16 protein-coding genes are annotated in these 19,752 nt (G+C 51.5%); 5 read left to right on the forward strand and 11 right to left on the reverse strand.

The features are described from left to right. Window positions 1-83 precede the first annotated feature (83 nt). From MJZ25_08210 to MJZ25_08220, 3 genes are read right to left on the reverse strand one after another with little or no spacing between them, the layout of a single operon-like run. Complete coding sequence (locus MJZ25_08210) at window positions 84-2,372, reverse strand: HDIG domain-containing protein (protein MCQ2124150.1); 2,289 nt, start codon at window positions 2,370-2,372, stop codon at window positions 84-86. Window position 2,373: 1 nt separating this feature from the next. After that, window positions 2,374-3,321, reverse strand: coding sequence for a PhoH family protein (locus tag MJZ25_08215; protein MCQ2124151.1), 948 nt, complete (start codon window positions 3,319-3,321; stop codon window positions 2,374-2,376). A 9-nt stretch (window positions 3,322-3,330) separates the two neighbouring features. Then, complete coding sequence (locus tag MJZ25_08220; GenBank protein MCQ2124152.1) at window positions 3,331-3,654, reverse strand: hypothetical protein; 324 nt, start codon at window positions 3,652-3,654, stop codon at window positions 3,331-3,333. Between the two features lie 142 nt (window positions 3,655-3,796). On the opposite strand from MJZ25_08220, the gene MJZ25_08225 reads away from it, so the two are divergent. From MJZ25_08225 to MJZ25_08240, 4 genes are all read left to right on the forward strand, one after another. Further along, the gene (locus MJZ25_08225) at window positions 3,797-5,158 is read left to right on the forward strand and encodes a Xaa-Pro aminopeptidase (protein MCQ2124153.1); all 1,362 of its coding nucleotides are present in this window, start codon (window positions 3,797-3,799) and stop codon (window positions 5,156-5,158) included. Between the two features lie 102 nt (window positions 5,159-5,260). Continuing rightward, window positions 5,261-8,692: an MFS transporter gene (locus MJZ25_08230; protein ID MCQ2124154.1), complete on the forward strand. Its 3,432-nt coding sequence runs from the start codon at window positions 5,261-5,263 to the stop codon at window positions 8,690-8,692. 35 nt (window positions 8,693-8,727) lie between these two features. Continuing rightward, on the forward strand, window positions 8,728-9,606 hold the full coding sequence (locus MJZ25_08235; protein MCQ2124155.1) for a hypothetical protein: 879 nt from the start codon (window positions 8,728-8,730) through the stop codon (window positions 9,604-9,606). Window positions 9,607-9,690: 84 nt separating this feature from the next. Further along, window positions 9,691-11,940, forward strand: coding sequence for a DUF6055 domain-containing protein (locus tag MJZ25_08240; protein MCQ2124156.1), 2,250 nt, complete (start codon window positions 9,691-9,693; stop codon window positions 11,938-11,940). A gap of 18 nt (window positions 11,941-11,958) precedes the next feature. Here the strand turns inward: MJZ25_08240 and MJZ25_08245 are convergent, their stop codons facing one another. The 7 genes from MJZ25_08245 to MJZ25_08275 all read right to left on the reverse strand — a co-directional run bounded on the left by MJZ25_08245 (window position 11,959) and on the right by MJZ25_08275 (window position 18,360). Further along, on the reverse strand, window positions 11,959-13,146 hold the full coding sequence (locus MJZ25_08245) for a cytosine permease (protein MCQ2124157.1): 1,188 nt from the start codon (window positions 13,144-13,146) through the stop codon (window positions 11,959-11,961). A gap of 154 nt (window positions 13,147-13,300) precedes the next feature. Further along, a complete protein-coding gene (locus MJZ25_08250) occupies window positions 13,301-14,692 on the reverse strand; it encodes a TrpB-like pyridoxal phosphate-dependent enzyme (protein ID MCQ2124158.1) in 1,392 nt (463 codons plus the stop codon). Between the two features lie 72 nt (window positions 14,693-14,764). Further along, window positions 14,765-15,955, reverse strand: a complete 1,191-nt coding sequence (locus MJZ25_08255) for a polysaccharide deacetylase family protein (GenBank protein MCQ2124159.1) — start codon at window positions 15,953-15,955, stop codon at window positions 14,765-14,767. 42 nt (window positions 15,956-15,997) lie between these two features. After that, on the reverse strand, window positions 15,998-16,888 hold the full coding sequence (locus tag MJZ25_08260) for an Rpn family recombination-promoting nuclease/putative transposase (protein MCQ2124160.1): 891 nt from the start codon (window positions 16,886-16,888) through the stop codon (window positions 15,998-16,000). A gap of 352 nt (window positions 16,889-17,240) precedes the next feature. Next, the gene (locus MJZ25_08265; protein MCQ2124161.1) at window positions 17,241-17,381 is read right to left on the reverse strand and encodes a hypothetical protein; all 141 of its coding nucleotides are present in this window, start codon (window positions 17,379-17,381) and stop codon (window positions 17,241-17,243) included. Window positions 17,382-17,662: 281 nt separating this feature from the next. Beyond that, complete coding sequence (locus MJZ25_08270) at window positions 17,663-18,079, reverse strand: PIN domain-containing protein (GenBank protein MCQ2124162.1); 417 nt, start codon at window positions 18,077-18,079, stop codon at window positions 17,663-17,665. After that, window positions 18,076-18,360 (reverse strand): hypothetical protein, encoded by a 285-nt coding sequence (locus MJZ25_08275; GenBank protein MCQ2124163.1) that lies wholly within the window; start codon window positions 18,358-18,360, stop codon window positions 18,076-18,078. The genes MJZ25_08270 and MJZ25_08275 overlap by 4 nt, the downstream gene beginning before the upstream one ends. 166 nt (window positions 18,361-18,526) lie before the next feature. Between MJZ25_08275 and MJZ25_08280 the strand changes: the two genes are divergently transcribed. Then, window positions 18,527-18,982, forward strand: coding sequence for a hypothetical protein (locus tag MJZ25_08280; protein ID MCQ2124164.1), 456 nt, complete (start codon window positions 18,527-18,529; stop codon window positions 18,980-18,982). A 202-nt stretch (window positions 18,983-19,184) separates the two neighbouring features. On the opposite strand, the gene MJZ25_08285 is transcribed toward MJZ25_08280, so the two are convergent. After that, on the reverse strand, window positions 19,185-19,628 hold the full coding sequence (locus tag MJZ25_08285) for a DUF4065 domain-containing protein (GenBank protein MCQ2124165.1): 444 nt from the start codon (window positions 19,626-19,628) through the stop codon (window positions 19,185-19,187). Between the last annotated feature and the right edge of the window lie 124 nt (window positions 19,629-19,752).

Genomic DNA, 19,752 nt, shown 5'->3' on the forward strand with positions numbered 1-19,752 from the left:
TCTCAAGATTACGAAGCCAAATATACAAAGATTTAGACCTTTGTCAAGGGAAAAACGGGAATTTTTCATAAAAAATCCCAATTTTATTTCTGTCCGGGGTACTTCACGCGTGTATGGTACGTTCCATCCAAGCTATCCAGGAAGGCTTTTTCCAGCTTGAACAAATCCTTCACGGAAAGATTACTTTCATTGAACTGACCTTCCATGAAGCGGCCCTCGATGGTCTTGTGGATCATGGCGGCAAGAGCTTCCGGGCTAGTATCGGTCATGGAGCGGCTGGTGGCTTCAATGATATCAGCCAGCATCAAAATTGCAGTTTCCTTGCTCTGGGGCTTCGGACCCTTGTAGCTGTAATCTTCAATCTTGACTTCAGTACCCTTTTCTGCAGCAAGTTCCTTAGCCTTATGGTAGAAGAACTTGATTTCAGAAGAGCCGTGATGTTCACGGATACCTGCGGCCACCATATCAGGAATGTTGTATTCCTGAGCCAGGAGGGCACCCTGTTCCACGTGGCCAACAATAATCTTTACGGACTGAGCCGGGTCAAGGGAATCGTGGGGGTTCACGCCCTGCTTCTGGTTTTCAGTAAAGTATTCCGGGCGCATGGTTTTACCAAGGTCGTGGTACAGAGCCATGACACGGACCAGGAGGGAGTTCGCACCGATACTGTCGGCCACCTTTTCTGCCAAGTTGGAAACCTGGATGCTGTGGTGGAAAGTACCCGGGGCGTATTCGGAAATTCGCTTGAGGGCCGGACGGTTGAAGTCGGACATTTCCATGAGAGTAAGCACAGTGGTAATGCCGAACACGCGTTCTGCCAAGTGGACCAGAAGCACGGAAGCCAAGGCGGAGCACACGATGATGTTAGCGCTACCCACGATGACGTTCTGGTAGAAAGCTTCGAAGGAGAGACGGTTACGGAGCAGGAACATGATGGCGATAGCCGCAGCCATGGCACCAACGCCTGCGATAATACTCCACACAAACTGAACGCGGTAACGCATTCTAATCAAAGGCAACATGGCAACGCAAGTGATGGCAATTGCAAAAATAGTTGCGGCAAGGTCGTAGCCGTTCAAGAGGCCGAAAATGAATGCGGAGAAGATGGTAAAGCCGAGACCAAAGCGGTGGTCGAAAAGAACCGTTGCAGTCACCGGGGCGAGGGCAAAGGGATACAGCCACATGAATTCAAAGTTCTCCGGCAGCACCGGAATGTCAACGGAGTTCAAGCTTCCGGAGAAGTTGTGCATAACCCAGAAGGCCACCAGCTGCAGCAAGGTAAGGGCAATAACGCTCCAGAGCTGACGAGGAGTCTTGAACAAACGATTGGACGGAGTAACGAAAATAAAGAGGAAGAAGAAGGTGATGATGATGACCAAAACCAAAGCGTTACCGTAGACAGCGGTGAACTTCCTGGAGTTTTCTTCCTTCTGCTGGGCACGCTGCAAGGCGTCCAGCTTTTCAAGAATGTCCTTGGTGATGGGGGAGCCCTGGGCCACGATTTCCATACCGCGGGGCACCATACCCTTGATGAGGGTCACCTTCTGGCGAGCTTCCTGACGGCTTGCATCGGTTTCCTTTTCCAGATAGAAAACGTTAGGAAGCATGAACACGAACAAAGTTTCGTAGAAGGAGCTGAGCAGGCCCTGATCGTTGGGGAAGCTCATCTGCAACTGGGCGAATGCTTCGTCGATGCGGCGACGGAGGGGTTGGATACCACCGGCTTCCACAGAGGACTTTTCGTTATCCTTGAGGAGGGTGATGGTGGGCTTTGTATAGACGATATACTTGAAGTCGTCCTGAAGCTTGTAGTTGTCGCGGTAGAGCTGTGCTGCGGTTTCGGAGGTTGCGATGAAGGTATTGGACACACCCTTCTGCAAAGCCTGGTTGAACACAGAAAGCAGGGAGTCGCGAGCCTTGGCATTCACGCTCAAAGGCTTGATAGCGGAAGTAGAAATACGCTGCTTCAGCACATCGTACACGCGGCTAGCCTGGATCACCTTGACCTGAACGGAGGAGTCACCACCTTCAAGTGCACTGGCCTGGTTGATCTGGTTCTGCAAAGAACCATACTGACCCACCTTGTGGAGGAAGGTCTTCAAATCATCATAAATACGCTTGGTCTCATCGCTATTGAATTCGAAAATAGCGTTCACCTTGTCGGCGGCGCGATTGCGTTCCGTTTCAATTTCCTGTTCGGACTTGGGAACTTCGAAATTGATGGGTGCCACGATGGTGCGGGAGCTAGCCTGACCAAGATGGGGACGTTCCGCCTGAAGGGCGATGTTCTTGTCTGGGAAAAGGAAGAGGGCGGCAATGACAACAATCGCCCAACCAATGATGAGATGAAGTTTCTTCTGCTTCTTCTTCATACTACTTGTCCTTTTGTTCGTAAGCTTGCAAAATGTCCTTGACCAGGTGATGGCGCAGGACGTCGGTGGCGGTAAAGTCCACCTGGGCGATTCCAGGAATGCCCTTTAAAATTTTCATGGCATGAACCAGGCCGGATTTCTGGCCCTTGGCCAAGTCCACCTGGGTGGCGTCGCCGGTAATGATTGCCTTGCTGTGGGGGCCGAGGCGTGTGAGGAACATCTTCATCTGTTCCGGCGTAGTATTCTGGGCTTCATCCAGAATGATGAAGGCTCGCTTCAGAGTACGACCGCGCATGTAGGCCAAGGGGGCCACTTCGATGGCGCCCGCTTCCTCGTAACGGCGGAGCTTTTCAGTAGGCAGCAATTCTGCAAGGCTGTCGTGAATGGGGCGGAGGTAAGGAGCGATCTTCTCCTTCAGGTCGCCAGGCAGGTAGCCTAATGATTCGCCAGCTTCCACTGCCGGACGGACCAGGCAAATACGTTCCGCCTCATGACGTTCCAGGCTTGCAACAGCCAGAGTAACCGCAAGAAATGTCTTGCCGGTTCCTGCAGGGCCCTTGGCAAAGATCACGTCGTTACGTTCGACGGCGTTCACCAGCTCGGCCTGGGCCTGAGTCTTTGCGAAAACGGAAACACCAAAACGGTTCCTGAAGACAGGGGTGCCGGGAATGCATCCGCCGAGGTCTTCAACCTCGACCGGACCCAGCAGTCGTTCCACCTGTCTGGAGGTAAGAACTTCACCGTTCTTGGCAGCCATTTTCAACTGGTCGAGTACAGCAAAAACACCCGCTATGTCGCCATTTTCCTTGGCCACGATGGTAAGGCCTGGCAAGCGGGTTTGTATTTGAACACAAAAACGGCTCTCCAGCAAGCGGAAAACCGTTTCGTTCTCACCTGAAATTGTTCGTTTCAGGTCATCTGATAAAGAATAGCGCTGTATCTCGCTCATTCAATCCAATTACTGTGCGTCTTCTTCTGCAGCAGGTGCAGTAGACATACCCAGCTTGTTCTTGGCGTCGAAGATTTCCTTACGGAGCTTGTGGTTATCTTCATTGATAGCGGTAGCTTCCTGTTCAGCCTTCTTCAACTTATTTTCGTCGATGACTTCCTTCGGGGCTTCCTTCTTCTTCTTGGCCTTTACGCCATCAGCGGTTGCTGCCGGGGAATCATCATCATCATATGCTGCATCGTCAGAATCGCCGTTAGAACCACCAGCGCAAGCAGTAAACATAGCAACGGTCATAGTTGCAACAATCAATTTCCAATTCTTAAAAAGAGACATTAGTTCAGGCTCCATTTTAGTCTGTGATGGCTAAAATGTATATAAATAATTCTAAAAAGAATTGTAAAAAAGGAAAAATTATCAGCGAAATTCGCCTTTTTTTAGATATTTTAGGCTTTGGATGTGTTTAAAGAGGTCTAAAATGACTGCAAGCGCCTATTCGCAAGTTTTTATTTCGTCTAAAGAGTACAATAGCAAGAATATTTATAGCGCCCGCCGCAAGGCTTTTATGAAAAAACTGGACTCCATCTGCCTCGTGGCAGGGATGCCCATTGACCCAGGTTCCGAGGAAGCATTCGTGCAGACCTGGAACAAGATGATCCAGGAACCCGCCTTTTTGTACCTCACCGGAATCAACCAGGCCGGCTGCTATTTGCTCCTGAACCCCAAGACCATGGAAGAAACCCTTTTTGTACCCCGTAAGAACCCCTTCAAGGAATTCTGGAACGGAAAGCGCCTCGGCTATCTGGATGGAGATAATGAAGTGGCCCATATTACGGGAATCAAGGACGTTCGACCGGTCGACGAAATCTGGGAAACCGTCCAGGACATTGCTGCGAAATTGGCTAAGAGAACTCCCGACGAACGTCATATTTACGCCTACTACTTCGAGAAGTTCAAGGAAGACCACAACGATCATTTCAAGAACCAGCTCCAGCGTGCCATCAAGGGCTCCGGAGTCAAGATCCGCTCGGCAGCAGACATTCACTGGAAACTGCGCCTGCCTCTGGAAAAGCAGCGCATCCAGGACGCGGAAAAGGCCCAGGACATTACCGACAAGGCCTTCCGCACTGTTCTTGCCAACATGTCGCAGTTGAAAAACGAACGCCAGCTGGGCCTCCTTCTGGACTATGAAATGCAGAAGAACAGCGACGGCGACCTGGCGTTCCCGACCATCGTTGCGGGCGGCGCAAACGCCTGCTGCCTCCACTACGTCAAGAAGGACGAGCCTTTGAAGGCGGGGGAGCTTGTGCTCCTGGATTTCGGCATCCGCTGGAACAGTCTCCACAGCGACATTTCAAGAACCATTCCCGTAGGCGGCAAGTTCAATCCCCTGCAGAAGATGTTGTACGAAATCGTACTGGATTCCCAAGCAGAATACCAGAAGTTCGTCAAGCCCGGCGTTTCTCTCCGTGAAATCGGCATGGTGCCCTGGGAATTTATTATGAAGGCCCTGGACGAACGCCTAGTGAAGGGAGCCAAGGGCAAGTTCAAGCTGCTTTATGATGTGCGCCCCCATGGTGTGAGCCATTTCATTGGCGAGCAGATTCATGAAGGTGATCCGGGCAGCCGCTCCCTGGACGTTGTGCTGGAACCGGGCATGCTCATTTCCTGCGAGCCGGGCCTGTACGGCGATTTCGAGGCCACCATCAACGGCAAGCATTACAAGGAAAAGATCGGTATCCGCGTAGAAGACGACCTGCTCATTACCAAAAGCGGCTTCCGTAACATTTCTGTAAGCATTCCAAAGACCGTAAAGGACCTGGAATCACTTATTAAATAGACTTTGAGAGCCCTTCCTAGAACATAGGGGGGCTTTAATTCTAGATTGTAGAACTATAAAATTGTTTGGGTAAACAAGAGGGATAATTAAAAAGGATAACTTATGTGGAAAGTTAAAGGTGCTACTCGATACTTCCTCTCTATTTTAGCGACAACCTTTGTCCAGTTCGGCGTGTTCGTTTACGCCCAGAAGATTCTTGCCGGATCTTTCAACAACGAAAGCGGCATGATCTGGCAGACCTTCATGCTCCAGGTGTTCTTTGTGGCGCCCTATATCCTGATGGTCTTATTAGCAGGCTTCTTTACCAACAAGTTCTCCAAGAACAAGGTTCTTGCATGGTCCTCCTTGGCCATGACCTGCTTTGTGGTGGCCCAGGCGGTACTTGTAACCTGCGGTTGCGCCAAGGTGGCCTTCTGGCTTTCCATTGGTCTTGGCTGCGGATTTGCAGTCCATAGTGCGGCCAAGTACGGCATCCTTAAGGAAATGTTCGGTGTCCGTAACCTGAGCTATGCCAACGCCTTCCTTCAGATTTTCGGTATCTCGGGCATTATCGTTGCCTCCTGGCTTGTAATCGTAGGCGTGAACCTCATCGACCTGGAAGCCTTGAAATCCTACGCCGCAGTCCACAAGATTACCTCCAACTCCATCGTGATTCCCTGGCTTTTGGCAGGAGCCAGCATTCTTGGCACCGTGGCCAGCTTCCTCATTCCTAAGGTCAAGTACGAAAACAAGAACGCCAACATGTCCAAGGTCAAAAAGCACCTTACCCTGGGCTGGCGTGTTCCCAACCTCCGCGGCTCCATTATCGCCCTCGCCATGTTCTGGGCATTCGCTCAGGTGTTCGTTCTGGTGTTCCAGGATGTGTCCGGATCCAACGTGGTGAACATGTTCCAGGACTACATGATGTTCGCCATCGCCGGCCTCATGGTGGGTACCATCTTTGCTGCCCACAAGTCCAAGGACTTTATTGAAACCGGCTTCATTCCCATGGGTATGATCGGCCTTACGGTGTGCATGGCCTTGCTCCCGTTCATGGTCAATCCCATTATGCTTTCTGTGATTTACGCCTTGCTGGGCTTCTTCGGCGGCATGTACCTGGTGCCGGTGAATGCGTTGTTGCAGTACAACACCCGACCCAACAATTCCGGTTCCGTTCTTGCCTTTGCAAACTTGATCCAGGCCTTGGTGCTCATTGCCTTCCTCTTTGGCTACACGGCCCTCACCAATTACACCAGCATGAACCATAAGATGTACTTCCTGATTATCGCAGGCATTTCTCTTGTCGTGTTCATGTGGACTCTATCCAACCTGCCCCAGGCACTGGTCCGTTCCGTTTTGCGCGTGGCATTCTACCGCTACAAGATCCGTGTGGTAGGCGTGCAGAACATCCCCAACGAAGGTGCTGTTCTTTTGGTGGGTAACCATCACAGCTTTATCGACTGGGCCATGATCCAGATGGCATCTCCCAGAGCTCTGGTGGTGGCTAGCAACAAGGACCATTTCGAAAAGTGGTACCTCCGCGCCATCATGAAGCGCCTGGGCACCATCCGCATCGACAACAACGACCCCAAGCCCGCCATGGACAAGATCCACGAGGCTTTGCTTGCAGGCAAGGCCGTGGTCATGTTCCCCACTGGCGAAGTTTCCAAGTCTCCTCACGTGGAACCCTTCAGCATCGATTACTCCTCCGCTGTGGAAGGCACCGAAGCTTCCATTATTCCGTTCTACATCCAGGGCCTCTGGGGTTCCAACTACAGCTATAGCGGCTCCGACATGTACGCTTCCGCTGCCGACAAGACTGTGGTGGTAGGCTTCGGCGACGCTATCCCTGCTGACACCGATCCTGACCAGGTCCGCCACATTGTCCGTAAGATTTCCATTGAAGCCTGGTCCTACGCTACCAACTTCTACAAGCCTATTGCAGAAACCTGGCTTGCCACCTGCAAGAAGTACGTGAAGAACGGACCGGCCATCTATAACCCCGATGGAGGCCACTTCTCCGGCTACAAGCTTATCGGTGCCGTCATGGGCTTCCGCGGTCTTTTGAAGAAGAAACTTGGCAAGAACGAAGTGAACGTGGGTATCATGCTTCCGCCCAGCCCCGCAGGCGTTATCGTGAACCTGGCCCTCTGGGTCCTTGGCAAGACCAACGTGAACCTGAACTACACCTCCTCTGTAGACAACGTAAAGTACTGCTGCGAACGTGCAGAAGTTTCTACGGTGATTACCAGCCGCATGTTCGTGCAGAAGCTGAAGGGTAGGGGTGGAGACTACAGCCAGGTGGCATCTGACAAGGTCCGCATCCTTTACGCCGAAGACCTGATGAAGGAAATTCCCAAGGCAAAGATTGCAGCCCACTTGCTGTTCTGCGCCGCCATTCCCACATGGCTCATTAAGCTCCTGTACTTCAAGCGCACCAAGCTTGATAACAACGCCGTGATCGTGTTCAGTTCCGGTTCCGAAGGTACCCCGAAGGGCATTGAACTGACCCACCGCAATATGATCGGCAACATGCACCAGTTGGCTTGTATCTTGAATATTAGCCGTGGTGATGTGATGCTTTCTGAACTTCCGCTGTTCCATAGCTTTGGCCTTACGGTGACCACTTTGCTGAACCTTGTGGAAGGTTGCCCCATTGTGGCTGTGGCTGATCCCACCGACGTGAAGACCATGGCCCGTGTCTGTGCAGAATTCAAGGTGACCTGCCTGGTGGCAACTCCCACCTTCCTCCGTGCCTTTACCGTTAGCCGCTACGTGCATCCGTTGATCTTCAAGCACGTGCGCTTGATTATCGCCGGTGCAGAAGCCTTGCGCCCGGAATTGACCCAGGCATTCCGTATCAAGTTCGGTAAGGAAATCTTCGAAGGCTACGGCTGTACCGAAACCGCTCCGGTGGCTTCCGTGAACAGTGAAAACACTTTGATGAACGACTATACCACCATGCTGGTGAACAACAAGCCGGGAACCGTGGGTATGGCTCTTCCGGGAACCCAGTTCCTCATTGCCGACCCCGACACCAACGAACCGTTGCCCACAGGCGAAGCCGGCATGATTCTCATTGGCGGTTGCCAGGTCATGAAGGGCTACCTGAAGGATCCGGAACGTACCGACAGCGTGATCGTGAAAATCGACGGCATCCGTTACTACAAGACTGGCGACAAGGGTAAACTGGACAGCGACGGCTTCTTGACTATCGTGGACCGTTACAGCCGCTTTGCAAAGCTGGGTGGTGAAATGGTCAGCCTCGGTGCCGTGGAAAAGAAGATCCAGGATACTCCGGTCCTCGAAGGCTGCGACTACCTGGTGACCACCGTTCCCGACGCTGCCAAGGGTGAAAAGATTGTTCTCCTCTACCAGGGCGAAAAGGAACCTTCCCAGGTTCTCTCTGAACTCCGCGCCACAGACTTCCCGCCCATCATGCTTCCGTCCCTTGCATTCCAGGTGGAAAAGGTACCTAAGCTTGGTTCCGGCAAGGCCGACTTTACCACCGCCAAGAAGGTGGCCAAGGAACTTGTGGAAGCCCGCAAGGGTTAAGAGTTGGTAGAACGTCGACGACCATAGGGAGGTATATGAACAAGAATGGCTTGGCAGTAGTTCGAACCGGCAGACTGGTGGCCGCCTTCAACGGCGTGCTGGGAATGCTGTTCCTTTTGCTGAACCGCGTGCTTGGTGCAGTGCTTGAAATGGCGAACAACGCCGTGGGCATGGGCCTTGCCCGTTACAATAACTTCACCGGCCGATTTGCCGCCGACAACTTCGAAGAAGATAAGCAGCTCCTTAGTTTGCTGAAGGAAGCCAAGGAACTGCTCCCCATGGCGGACACGGCGCTGACCATTCTCATGTTCCTGAGCGTCGTCTTCATCGTGATTGCCGTGGTGGGCCTGGTGATGCCCCGAAATTTCGTCCACGTTCTTGTGGGCCTTCGCCTTTTGGAATGGTCCAAGGGGGGGGAAGGCCGGGGCAAAGGCGGCAAGAATAGCTCCCTCAGCCCTACGCAGAAGAAGATATTTCTCGGCGGGGTAGGTGGCGTCGTTGTTCTGCTGTTTGCCTGCGTTGGAATTTCCAGTTGCATGGAAGAAGCCGAAGTCCAGAAGAAGAAGAACTATGTTGCAGAAATGCAAGAGCAGGCGATGGTGTACATCAACGCACAGAAGGATTTCTATGCAAAGAACCAGAGGATTGGCGGCCCGAAGAGTTTGCAGTTGCCTGACAGCCTGGAAACGGAAGCCTTTGTACTGAAGGTCACCGGCAGCCGTTTTTCTGCAGTGTCCAAGGTTCAGATCGACAGTTGCGCAGCCGGAGCCAAGTGGCAGATTTCCTCCAGCGTCAAGGGCTTTTTCACACAGGAATTGCAGCTTTACAGGCAACCGCCCAAGGACCCTCATTGCGCTGCACTGACCCCCGACTTCAAGAACCTTGGCCGCGTAAAACCCAAAACACAGCCTTAACACATCTTTGATCGAATTTTAGAAGCCGACGGTTTGAATCGCCGGCTTTTTTACATATATTAGGAACATCAAAAGGGATGTGATATGGGTAAAATTTTCAATTCCGGTATAAGTATCGGTTTTTCTGTTTTCGCTTTCTTGGGTGCGGCTTTTTCTGTAAACGCTGCCACCTACAAACCGGTCTGTGTTTCTGCAGGCCATACGCTGCTTGCAAATTCTGAACATTTCGAAATCTGCAAAAAGGCTAAGCACGACGACGGTACAGCCAACAATGCAACTTTGGATGCGACCGTTGCGCAGAATGCCTTGAAGACACTTGAGAACATCTTTTCGGTGTACCACGATTCCATGCAATGGATGTACCCGCAGCCCAGCAACGCCAACGAAAAGTTGAAGAGCGTGGCCTACATCTTTGAAGATTCCAAGATGGGAGCCCTTTACGGCGGTGCCAACACCGAAGCCTGCGTCAAGAATGCTGCGGGGAAGGACGAATGCTCTCCGGGCCTTTGGCTTGGTTCTGGAGCCTTCAAGGACCTGTGGGGCCTGGCTCACGAATACGCCCACGGCTTGCAAAGTGTTGCCGGATGGATGGGCAGTAACGCTACCGCAGGCTGGATCTGCGAATCCCACGCCAACTGGATGGCCCATCAGGTGAATCCCACCGACGCCCATTACTGCTCCGAGGCGCTGATCAATTTCCCGTACCTTTATTACGGCAGTTCCCGCGACCGCTATTGCAACTGGCAGTTCATGGAACACCTGAAAGAAGAATTCGGCGGCGGCTGGAAGGGCGTGCAGGCCGTCAATCGCATGTGGATGAACAAGATTAACGAAGGGGAGGCTGGTTACGACACCCAGACGCCTTTCGACGCCATGATCGGCGCCTACGACTGGACTTATACGGATTTGACTCAACAGCTGGGCAAGTTCGCCATGAAGAACGCCACCCTGGAATACGCCGGCGCAAAGAAGCAGCTCTACAAGAAGACCTGGGGCGATTACGAGTTCTCTACCCGTCGCACTGTAGGTAACGGCGATATCTACCGCAGGCACAGCCGCGTGACCATGCTGAACAAAGTCGAAATTATTTGCGCTGATACTTTAGGAAGCGAAGGACAAGATTGTTCCAATACAGGAATTCATTATGAAGTTCCCAGTTACTGGGCTCCCCAACGATTCGGCTACAACATCGTTCGCCTCTATCCCGAATCCGCAGGAAAGGTCACCGTGAAATTCCGCGGTAATGTACAAACCAAGGCAGCCCAAAGCTACGGCTGCAAGGGCAACGAAACCTACTGGGAATGGTCTGCAGCCTCCAATAGCTGGGTGCAGAAAAATCGCTGTAACCTGACTCCCGAAACCATGCCCGATCCTGGCTCCAGCTGGACCGTTGGCCTGGTGGCGGAAGGTGCCGACGGCACGCCCCGCTATAGCGAAATGAAATCCGGGACCGCATTCAACCTGGACATTGAAACCAAGGCCGACGATAAGGCCCTGTGGCTTACCGTGACTGCCACGCCCAAGGATTTGTACACCGTTACCTGGGACCAGTTCTACTACAGCATTTACCGCTATCCTTACATGATCCGCGTGGAAAACGGCAAGCCCGAAGGCTATACCAAGGATTTCTGGACTCCTGCTGGCTACAACGCCGCCACCCAAACTGCAAACGGTTACAACCGCCATAAAAACGGGGGAGGCTGGGTCAGCACCAAGGCTACCGTGGCATCTACCGCCTACGTAGGCCCCGAAGCTATGGTATTGGGCGGAACCGTTAGCGGAAGCGCCCGAATCGAAGGCCGAGCCCTCGTTACCGGCGGCACCATCACCGACGACGCAGTTCTTGAAGACGATGCCTGGCTCGTGAGCGGAACAATCAAGGGCAAAGCAAAGGTAGGCGCACTTTCCATTATCGTGAACAGCACCATTGCCGATAACGCACAAGTTTACGGAGTTATGTGGGCCGTGGCCGATAAGAAATTGAGCGGTACCGCACAGCTCCGCGGCGACCTGGAAAACAACTTCTCCAAGGAATTGACCCAGGGCGTGTTCTACGGCATGGTAGATGACGGAATGCTGAATGACGCCATGTACGGCGCAAACTTCACGGAAGCACCCCAGGAAGCAACTCCCGATTTCAGCTACTCCATGTGGTACTCCATCGACGAAGACAAGGTCAGTGGCGGAGATGTTCCCCCCGCAAGCATTGTCGAAAAGAAGTTGCCATACAGAACTTCTCCAGCCCTTCGAAAAGACGGCGTAAAGTTCGATGCCTTGGGCCGCGGAATCCCCGCCAACCACCGCAAAGCAGCAAAGTTCCTGAAGCTGTTCTAGGAACCTCTTTCCAAAGAATTACTTCTTTAACTTAGCCAGCAGCGTAATCACAGCAGACACGGCGAGGGATGTAATGGTGGGGCCCACAGGGGAGCCTCCTGCCACCTGGTAAACGATGAAGCCAGCAAGCCATGCCACAAGATTCAAGGCCCAGAACCACTTCTTGTTCAGGTGTTCCTTCACGGCAAAGAATGCTACCAGAAGCACCGCTGCCATAGGGGCGAACACAGATGCAATCAGGTAAAGGAAGTGGATGTAGTGATCCACGATTCCAGAGATAGCGAGCACGGTGCTGAGGGCACAAACCACAACACCAACGGCCTTCGGATTCAGTTTGCCGTAGATGGACTTTGCAGATTCGCCGGCGGAGTTTGCAGCAAGGAAGTTGGTGGTCACAGTAGAAAGTACCACGATGATCACGCCCGGAATACCAAGGCCAGCCAAAAGGATTGCACCTGCGATATCGCTACCGGTACCTGCAATTTGAATACCCACGAAATACATCCAGAAACTTGCTAGAGTATAGACCGCAGCAGAAACCGCCGTAGCCTTGAAAGGCTTTTCCACATCCTTGGTGTAGTCGGAAATTACCGGCAGCCAGGAGAGGGGCATGGCGATGGAAATCTCGAAAATCTGCCAGAAGGTGAGAGCCTCGTGGGCGGAACCTGCGGCACCCTGAGCCCCTGCGGCATCAGTGACCCCGGCACCAACGACCATGGCACCGAACAACTTAACGGTCAGCACAGCCAGCAACACTGCCAATAGGGACATGGTCACCATGGAAATCTTGGAGGCGTTCTTAAGACCAATGAAAATCCACACAGCAATCAGCACAGCCAAAAGTACGCAAACAACAGGCATGGAGAGCGGCACATTCAATCCACCCAAAGCCATGGCCCCCTGGGCATTCAGCACAGCAATCCAACCCACCAGCTGAAGCAAGTTCAAGGAAGCGAAAAACTTGGAACCGTACTTACCGTAAGTGGAAACCGTAGTCTCCATGGCGTTCAGGCGAACCTTGGCACCGATAAGGCCCACGGCAAAAAGCATAAGGCCACCCAGCACATGACCGAGAATCAAGGGCAGCCAAATTCCGCCGGCAGGGGAGGCCACGCCAATTTCAAGACCAGCCTCGATTTCAGAAACAGAAACCGCAACGCCAAACCAAATCAAAGCATTGGTCAAAAGATTGGTACGCTTTTCCATGAGAACCTCGCAGTGTTTCAGCAGTGTTATTTTCGCGCCTAAATATAAAAAAGCCCCGCAAGCATAAACTTGCAGGACTTGATTGCTAGATCCTTCGCCAGCTCAAGAAACGCGTTCTCGAACCTCGAGCCTGGAACCTTGCGCTTCGCGCCTATTAGCCTTCAACCTTCGGGAGCTGAGCAAGGCTCTTAGCCAGGTCTTCGTCGGTCGGAATGTAGTCGTTCATTTCACCGTCGTTGAACTTCTGGTAAGCAACCATGTCGAAGTAGCCGGTACCAGTCAGGCCGAACAGAATGTTCTTGGCTTCGCCGGTTTCCTTGCAGCGGAGAGCTTCGTCGATGGTAGCGCGGATAGCGTGGCTGGATTCCGGAGCCGGGAGGATACCTTCGGTCTGGGCAAACAGCTTGGCAGCTTCGAACACCTTGGTCTGTTCCACGGAAGCAGCGCGCATGAGGCCCTGATCGTAGAGTTCAGAAAGGATGGAGCTCATGCCGTGGTAGCGGAGGCCACCGGCGTGGTTTGCAGACGGAATGAAGCCGGAACCGAGGGTGTACATCTTGGCCAGCGGGCAGACCTTACCAGTGTCGCAGAAGTCGTAGGCGTACTTACCGCGGGTAAGGCTGGGGCAGCTTGCAGGTTCGATAGCCAGAATATCGTAGTCAGCTTCGCCACGGAGCTTTTCACCCATGAACGGGGAAATCAAACCACCCAGGTTGGAACCACCACCTGCGCAGCCGATGATCATGTCGGGCTTGACGCCGATCTTCTTGAATGCAGCCTGGGCTTCCAGGCCGATCACGGACTGGTGCAGCAGAACCTGGTTCAGCACAGAACCCAGAACATAGCGGTAGCCTTCCTGAGTCACAGCAGCTTCAACAGCTTCGGAAATGGCGCAGCCGAGAGAACCGGTGGTGCCCGGGAATTCTTCGTTGATCTTGCGGCCAACATTGGTGTTCATGGAAGGAGACGGGGTGACGGAAGCACCGTAGGTGCGCATCACTTCGCGGCGGAAGGGCTTCTGTTCGTAGGAGCACTTCACCATGTAAACCTGGCAGTCGATGCCGAAGAAGGCAGAAGCCATGGAAAGAGCGGTACCCCACTGGCCTGCACCAGTTTCGGTGGTCACACCCTTGAGGCCCTGCTGCTTGGCGTAGTAGGCCTGGGCGATAGCGGAGTTCAGCTTGTGGCTACCGCTGGTGTTGTTACCTTCAAACTTATAGTAGATGTGGGCCGGAGTGCCGAGAGCCTGTTCCAGGAAGTAGGCACGAACCAGCGGAGACGGACGGTACATTCTGTAGAACGTACGGATGTCTTCGGGAATTTCGATGTACGGAGTGTCGTTGTCCAATTCCTGCTTCACCAGTTCGGAGCAGAAAACTCCTTCAAGTTCGGCGGCGGTCATGGGCTTGCCGGTACCCGGGTTCAGAAGCGGTGCCGGCTTCTTCTTCATATCGGCACGGACATTGTACCATGCCTTCGGAAGTTCATTTTCTTCGAGATAGACCTTGCAGGGGCCGTCAAGCTTGAGGGAGGAGCAATTACGCATATTAGTCCTTTTTATGGTTTAAAATTAACGCATATAATCTACACAAAAAATGAAGGATTATCAATCTTATTTTTATCTAAAAACCTTGACTTTGTGTGTGTTCTTGGTTTCGAGGCGTTTTCCGTTCAAGTCGTACATTAAATTGTGACCTGGATTACGCAGTTCCTGCTTGACGGGCCTGCCGATGGATTGGGTTTCCTGCTTGCGGATGGTAACGCCCAGGGCTGTAAATTCCAGAGTGTAGCTGCCGTCGGCGGCGGGGGAGATTTCCTTATCGTTCTGGACCAGCACAATCTTGTCGGTGGCGGCAAAGCCCGATTCCTTCAGGAACTCTTCGGTAAGCTTGACTTTCAGGGGAATGCTCTTGGGCAAATGCTGGTGGGGCAGTTCCCAGCTGACCTTGTAGCTGTCGCCATCGGCCTTGGCCTCGGCCTTATCCAAAGTAAAATGAGCCATGTGGTAGGCACCAACGGTGCTGAAGGGCGCAGTCCACAAGTCGTTTTTAATGGCCCGCTGGAAGGCGCTCTTGATTTCTTCGGGGGTCATGCTCATGCCGCCTTCGTTGGAGACGCCATGGTTCAAAAGCACAAGCCAGGAGCCGCCCTTCACCTGAACTTCCCAGGGATTGGCTCCGGCAAAATTCCCGATGTAGGCGGCAGTATCCAACGCGCCCAAAAGTTCATCGGCGGCGGTGGCAGAGGAATTCCACACGCGAGAAGCCATGCCTAGCCACTTGGGTTCCACATCCCAGTCGTTGCGGCCATGCCAGCCGCAGTCGCGGTTAATAAAATGACGCTTGTCGATTTCGCCAGAAACGGTTTCGTTGTTGGCACAGAATGGCGTTGCCACGGCGGTCACGTTAACCTCAGCCCCGTTTTCGGCCATGACCTCTTCGATTTCAGTGGCAAAGTCCGTGATCTCGGATTTCAGCTTGTCTGCGCTCTGGTCGGGGAGCTGCAAGTGCCCGTCGGTGTGGTTTCCGATTTCGTTACCCATCTTGGCCAGGTTTGCAAAGCCCGCACCGTTTCGGTGGAGGTTGTTTCCGCCCATGTTAGAAAGGAAGAACGTGACCCTCACCTCGGGCATATCTTGCAGAATGGGGGTGAGGTTCTTGATCTGATCTTCCATGGCATCGTCAAAGGTGAAGCTTGCGGCACCCACATGCCCGTTCCATGGAACCGTGGCAAAAGGTGTTGCTGCCATTGCATAAGCGGCAAGACCGCTAAAGGCCAAAGCAAAAACTGAAATCGACATGAAACTCATGTATGGAATAATATATAAGTGAGCGGGGAGCTTTATTAACTTTTACAGCAGGCCGTGTTGTTTAAGGATTGCGGCGTATTTGTCGGCACGGGCTTTTTCTGCTTCCAGTTCCAGCCTGTTGGCAGCAAGCTCCTGTTTATTCGCCGCAAGCTCTTGCCTGTTGGCTTCAATGACCTGCTTATTTGCCGCGATTTGTTCTTCCTGCTGTTTGATCAGCTCTTCGGTGTACTTGCGGGTAGAAATCGCGTCAAGCCTACGGCGTTCTTCCATTTCCTTGCGGTAGGCTTCGATTTGGTCTGCGCTGAATGCCATAAGGTCCTCGTACACATCTTCAAAAGGTTCAACCCGGGTGGGTTCCGCGATAAATTTACACAAATCCAGAAGGTTTTGCAAGTACTTGTTACCGTGTCCCGCATCCTCGCGGATTGCCTGCTCCAAGTAATTCAGCTGAATAATGCACCAGTGCATGGTGTCGAATTTGAACATGCGATTTTCCTGCGCGGAAATATCCAAATTCAGGAGCCAGGATGTATGCGGGAAAATGCAATCCTGCGAAATGATGATCTGATAGCATTTATTTAGTTCCTTATATTTAGCGCCCTTGACCGCCTGGGAGGCATAGAGCTTGGCTCCATAATACGAAAGCCGCTTGGCGTAATCGTCCTTTTCGGTCCATAGCTGGACTTCTACATCGGCCTCGTCGCCATCGTCCATGACCACGCGCACATCAAAGCGGGATGTCTTTTCGGTATTGGGCTGTGCGGACGCGAAAATTTCTGTAGCTAGAGGCTCCGCCTTTTTCAGCTTTTTGCCAATGAGCGTAGACATCAGCTGCCGCAAGTTTTCCCGGGATTTTGGGTTGTCGCGGGTATATACATACTTGAAGGCGCAATCCGCCAACAGCGAGGCGATTTCTGTTTTTTGAGAGGGCATATTATCTCCTATAAGAAAAAAACACTTGATTAACTCAAGTGTTCAGGAGACGATTCGTAACGCTCGGGATGTAATGTAACTAAACCACCTGTTTTGTAAAGGGCGAAAATGTAAAAGAACTGTAAATTCAGTTGACAAGGCTATCGTGGATGATTACGGCTTGAGGCTGTTCAGGTCAAAGAACATAGGAACGACCATTTCCTTGTATTGCCTGCTCAGTTTTGATGGAATATAAAGAACCTATTCCGCATTTCCGTAGATCCATGTCCACAAAAAGGTAGTCGATTTGTATAGAAGGGAAGGAGTGTTTGGAATGTGTTTTCGTTGACAGGTTCTATTTGTAGGCGATTACTCATCTCGTGTAATTGGGCAGTTTGACTTCGACTTCCTTCAGCGTTGTTTTTGGCATGCTGTCGGAATGAATACGTTCTACCGCTTCACGATTGGTAATTTTGTTCTGCTGTCGGTTAAGCATTTCGCTAATGGGCTTCATGTCAATACCTCGCTATAAACGGTCTGATGTTTGAATGTAAGAAAGCAGAGGTAACACAATTCTGCACCTAAAATATACTCTCTTGAGCAGCTGCTGTCAAGGAAGTTTTTTGTCGCCCCACAAGCGACCCTGCGGCACTCGGGAATGGGTATCTTTGAATCAAAAAGGAGGTCCTGATGGAACCAGATAGACTGAACACGCAAAAGCCCAAGGGGCGTACTGTCTTTGAATACAGCAGGGCAGGAGGCTTCCCCTGCAGAAAGGAGGGCTACCTCATTTGCTTATCGTAATTCTGACACGGCGCTTTGTGCGGAAAGGACTTTTACTCTAGAGCCCAAAAAATCCTTCAAATTTTCTGTTACCAGATAATCTACGTGTTCTTTTTCTGCACATTGAATCTGTAGTCCATCTTCAAGATCTTTGTTGTTGGGATCATGAATAACCGCAGAAAACATGTTGGCATATTCAGGGATAATGTTGAACCGATCGATTATAAGACTCAGGAAGCTCTTTCTATCATCTACAGAAAAATGCTTTCTAGTGATGTAGAATACGTCGGTAAGAGAATGAGAACTTACATATCCCTTGATTTTTCCTTGTAGGCACCGTTTTATCAATGTAGCAGAGTCTTCGTGACAGGAATTTGTTGATATGAGCCAGTTGACAAGGATATTTGTGTCAAAGAAAACTTTTTTCATACGCCATACCTCTCGTCAAGATAAGCATTCATTTCTTCACGGCAGTCCAGCTTTGCTGAGGATTTAATACAACCATTGAATTTCTCAAACAGCTGCATAACCGCATTGTCATCTAGAGCCTTCTTCGGGGAAGACCTTAAAGAGTCCAAGATAATGGCGACAACTTGAAGTTTGTCGTCATCACAAAGCGCGTCCACTTCGGATACAAAATGTTTTAATTGCGCATTGGACATGACCTGAATGTTCCATTGACGAGAAAGTACGATTTCTTCTTGTTGCAATTTGATTTTCCTTCCGTTTTACAAGCGTTCAAAAAAAACGGTTTTACTTTGGTTGGTTGTTGAAAATATACTCTCTTGTGCAGCAGCTGTCAAGGAAGTTTTTTGTCGCCCCACAAGCGACCCTGCGGCACTCGGGAGTGGTTATCTTTAAATCAAAAAGGAGACCATGATGGAACCAGATAGACTGAACACGCAAAAGCCCAAGGGGCGTACTGTCTTTGAATACAGCAGGGCAGGAGGCTTCCCCTGCAGAAAGGAGGGCTACCTTCTGTACTTTGACGGACGCGTCTACACCGTATTCCAAACCTTTGGCTATACCCCATGCGTGGATAATCCTCGCGACGAGGCGGAACATTACCACCTGATTGCAACCTGCAAGCCCCTGGCCGATGAGGTAAAGAAATTTATCAAGGATAATAAGACGCGCATAGACGCACTGCCTGCGAAAATGCCGTGCAATTATGGAGTTCTTGACGGCTCGACGGATTACTACAAGTTCCTGGGCAAGAAAGCTAGCGGGTACATGATTCCCCCTCGAGGGGCCGGGGAGGTCCTTCGTGCCCTACACGCCGTTATCATCGCCATATTCCGCAGGAACGGCGTGGATTTGGGGGAGGAATAGGGCGTTTTCCGTCTTATGTCATCCCCGGCTACCTTTTAAAAGACCGTGCTGTAATTGGCCGCCATATTCGAAATGCCATTCAGGAAGGGGAAATTGATCCCAAAGTGGTATGTGCAAAATTTGCACGTATGGGTGGATTTTATTAGGAAGTTGGAGTACTACTTTCTCTTTAATGGTTACTGATGTCGCCAAAGTTTGCCCATTAGCTCAGCCTTGTTTTAAAGAACGCTTCCATGGATTCGTTTGAAATAACGCAGCCCCTTCCTACCTCGGAATTGCACCAGGGAGGTTCAGAGTGTGTCATTTCGACCAGTTTTGTTGCGGAGAACTGGTTGTAAACGTCGAAAACGTTATTAAACAAGGTGGCTTCGTCTTCACTCAAGTCGAAGATTTCGTTTTCTGCGGGTTCGATACCGCTAGAACCTTTGTCGGAAAAATGTTCGTAAACAGCGGGGACAACTGGGCCGTACATCCATGCTTCGATACTCTCGTTGAAGAGGGGTGTGCCGAAGGCGGCAAGATGAAAGCCCTGCTCGTAGTAAAGCATCTTCTGCAATTTAAGGTTGGTCATGAGCTCTTGCGAGTGAGACTGATCCTTAAACTTTGTCAGTAGAAGTTGGGCGATGTGTATTGCTGGATAAGACATTTGACCTCCGAAATTTTGCTTTAAGTGCGCAGCCGAGAGGCTTTACCCCTCTCAGAGGTCCTGTAGAAATGCAATTGCACGTTCTGACGGCTCGTCGATGCATAAAATTTATACATATAAGCAC

The sequence above is a fragment of the Fibrobacter sp. genome, assembly GCA_024399065.1.
Taxonomy (GTDB): Bacteria; Fibrobacterota; Fibrobacteria; order Fibrobacterales; family Fibrobacteraceae; genus Fibrobacter.